Source organism: Streptomyces sp. NPDC054847, from assembly GCF_053610925.1.
Genome location: NZ_JBSGZJ010000636.1, coordinates 1 through 3,026, shown reverse-complemented (window position 1 = coordinate 3,026; position 3,026 = coordinate 1). Strand labels below are relative to the sequence as shown.

Sequence of the window (3,026 nt, the reverse complement as noted above, 5' to 3'; positions counted from 1 at the left end):
GGTCTCGACGAACAGCCACGCGCCGCCGCGCGGCAGACCGTGGCCGGCGGGCACCAGGTCCTCCGCCATGCCTTCGACGGTGAGCGGGCCGTGGGGCAGGAGGCCGGCGGCGGCTTCCGCGGCGGCGCTCTCGTCCCGGTAGCCGAGGACGGCCAGCGCCCGGGCGGCCGGGGCGGCGACGAGGCGCACGGTCGCCTCCGTGAGCACGGCGAGGGTTCCCTCGCTGCCGCAGAACGCGCGGGCGAGGTCGGTGCCCTTCTCCGGCAGCAGCGCGTCGAGCGCGTAGCCGGAGATGCGGCGCGGCATGCCGTCGGGGAAGCCGGTGCGCAGCAGGGCGAGGTTGCGGTCGACGAGGTCGGTCAGGCCGGGCGGGGCGTCGTCCGGCGGACCGCCCCGGGCGAGCCGGTGGCGGACGCCGGCGTAGGTGAGGACCGACAGGGCGTGGACGTTGTCGGCCGTGGTCCCCCAGGCGACGGAGTGGGATCCGCACGCGTTGTTGCCGATCATCCCGCCGAGCGTGCAGCGGCTGTGCGTCGACGGATCGGGGCCGAAGAGCAGGCCGTGCCCCCGTACGGCGTCCTGGAGCCGGGCCTGTACGACTCCGGGCTGGACACGGGCGGTCCGCTCCTCCGGGTCGACGGCCAGGACCTTGTTCATGTGGCGGGTGAAGTCCAGGACGACACCGGTGCCGGTGGCCTGACCGGCGATGGAGGTGCCGCCGCCGCGCGGCACGACGGGGACGCCGTGGTGCCGGCACACCTCGAGCACCGCGGCTACGTCGTCGGCGTCGCGGGGGGCGACGACACCGAGCGGGACCCGCCGGTAGTTCGAGGCGTCCATGGTCGTCAGGGCCCGGGCGGCGGCCGAGAAATCCACGTCACCGCCGACGGCGGCCTTGAGCGCGCGGGCCAGTTCGCCCGTATCCCTGGTGTGTTCAGCCATGCGCTCCAGGATGACTCCTCCGGCCGCCGACGCACCGGCAGGAAACGTGTCACTTGCACACGTTGTGCGCCCTCCGTGAAGTGGGAAGCGCCACGACCTTCCCCAACTGATCGTCAACCCTCCTATAGTGACGACGACTTCGCCAGGAAGCAGCGGCTCCAGTTGCGCCCCCCGTCACCCCGGAAGGCACCACTCGATGACCGGCACCTCCGAGAAACGATGACCCGCGCCACGACCCGGGAGACCCCCGGAAGCGCGCTCGCGGGCGCGGACGCCCCCGTGGGCGACGGCGCGGACTTCTGCGCGCTCAAGATCGCTGTGGTCGGCGGCTTCGGCGCCGGCCGGTCGACGATGGTGCGTTCGGTCAGCGAGATACGCCCGCTGCACACGGAGGCCGCGATGAGCGCGGCCACCCCCGTGAGCGACGCCGCCGTCCGGGTCCCGGCCAAGACGGCGACGACGGTCGCGCTGGACTTCGGCCGCATCACGATCGACGAGCAGAGGGTCCTCTATCTGTTCGGCACCCCCGGACAGGAACGTTTCCGCTTCCTGTGGGACCGCCTGCTCCGCGGTACCACCGGCGCCGTCGTCCTCATCGACACGCGGGCCCTGACCGACGCCTGGTACGCGATCGACCGCCTGACGCACCACGGCACGCCGTTCATCATCGCCGTCAACGACTTCGGCGGCCCGTTCCGTTCGGAGGAGGAGATCCGTGCCACGCTCGCCCTCCCGGCCGGCGTGCCGCTCGTCGAGTTCGACGCACGGGACCACTCGTCCAGCAAGTTCGTGCTGATCGCCCTGGTGGAACATCTGCACGCGCTCGGCGGCGGCCACGGTGTCTGACCCGGCGGTGGGGCGCGCGCGCCCCGTCTCAGCCGCCGGACCGTGTCCCCGCCCCGCGGCCGGAGCGGTATACGCTCCGAACGTGGCTGATATCCAGATTCCCGCTGACATCAAGCCCGCCGACGGCCGTTTCGGCGCGGGCCCCTCCAAGGTGCGTACGGAGGCGCTGGACGCGCTGGCCGCCACCGGCACCTCCCTCCTCGGCACGTCCCACCGCCAGGCCCCGGTCAAGAACCTGGTCGGCGAGGTCCGTGACGGCGTGCGCGAGCTGTTCTCCCTCCCCGAGGGATACGAGGTGATCCTCGGCAACGGCGGATCCACCGCCTTCTGGGACATCGCGACCCACGGCCTGATCGAGAACAAGTCCCAGCACCTGTCGTTCGGCGAGTTCTCCTCCAAGTTCGCCAAGGCCGCCAAGCTGGCGCCGTGGCTGGCGGACCCGACGGTCATCTCCTCCGACCCGGGCACCCACCCGGAGCCGCAGGCGGAGGCGGGCGTCGACGTCTACGCCTTCACGCACAACGAGACCTCCACCGGTGTCGCCGCCCCGATCCAGCGGGTCGCCGGCGCCGACGACGGCGCGCTGGTCCTGGTGGACGCCACCTCCGGCGCGGGCGGCCTGCCGGTCGACATCGCCCAGACGGACGTCTACTACTTCGCCCCGCAGAAGTCCTTCGCCTCCGACGGCGGCCTGTGGATCGGCGTCTTCTCCCCCGCCGCCCTCGAGCGCGCGGCCCGCGTGCACGGCTCCGGCCGGCACGTCCCGGAGTTCTTCTCGCTGCCCACGGCGATCGACAACTCGCTGAAGAACCAGACGTACAACACCCCGGCGCTGGCCACCCTCTTCCTGCTGAACGAGCAGCTGAAGTGGATCAACGGCCAGGGCGGCCTCGACTGGTCCGTCCGCCGCACGGCGACCTCCTCGCGCACCCTGTACGGCTGGGCGGAGGCGTCCAAGTACGCGACGCCGTTCGTCGTCGACCCGGCGAAGCGCTCGCAGGTCATCGGCACGATCGACTTCGCGGACGAGATCGACGCGTCGGCGGTCGCCAAGGCACTGCGCGCGAACGGCATCGTCGACACCGAGCCGTACCGCAAGCTGGGCCGCAACCAGCTGCGCGTGGCGATGTTCCCGGCGATCGACCCGGCGGACGTCGAGGCGCTGACGGCGTGCATCGACTACGTGATCGAGAAGCTCTAGCACCGGCCGTGACACGAAGGGCCCGGCGTCCGTGACG

Annotated in this window: 3 protein-coding genes; 2 read left to right on the top strand and 1 reads right to left on the bottom strand. The window is 72.1% G+C overall.

What is annotated here, in order from left to right; genetic code table 11:
• Nucleotides 1-942: FAD-binding oxidoreductase (locus ACWGH4_RS33535; protein ID WP_453467501.1), on the bottom strand; the 942-nt coding region annotated here is incomplete at its 3' end.
• Nucleotides 943-1,161: 219 nt separating this feature from the next.
• Between ACWGH4_RS33535 and ACWGH4_RS33530 the strand changes: the two genes are divergently transcribed.
• Complete coding sequence (locus ACWGH4_RS33530) at nt 1,162-1,788, top strand: GTP-binding protein (RefSeq protein WP_453467499.1); 627 nt, start codon at nt 1,162-1,164, stop codon at nt 1,786-1,788.
• A gap of 82 nt (nt 1,789-1,870) precedes the next feature.
• Nucleotides 1,871-2,989, top strand: coding sequence for a phosphoserine transaminase (gene serC, locus ACWGH4_RS33525; RefSeq protein WP_453467497.1), 1,119 nt, complete (start codon nt 1,871-1,873; stop codon nt 2,987-2,989).
• The last annotated feature ends 37 nt before the right edge of the window (nt 2,990-3,026 follow it).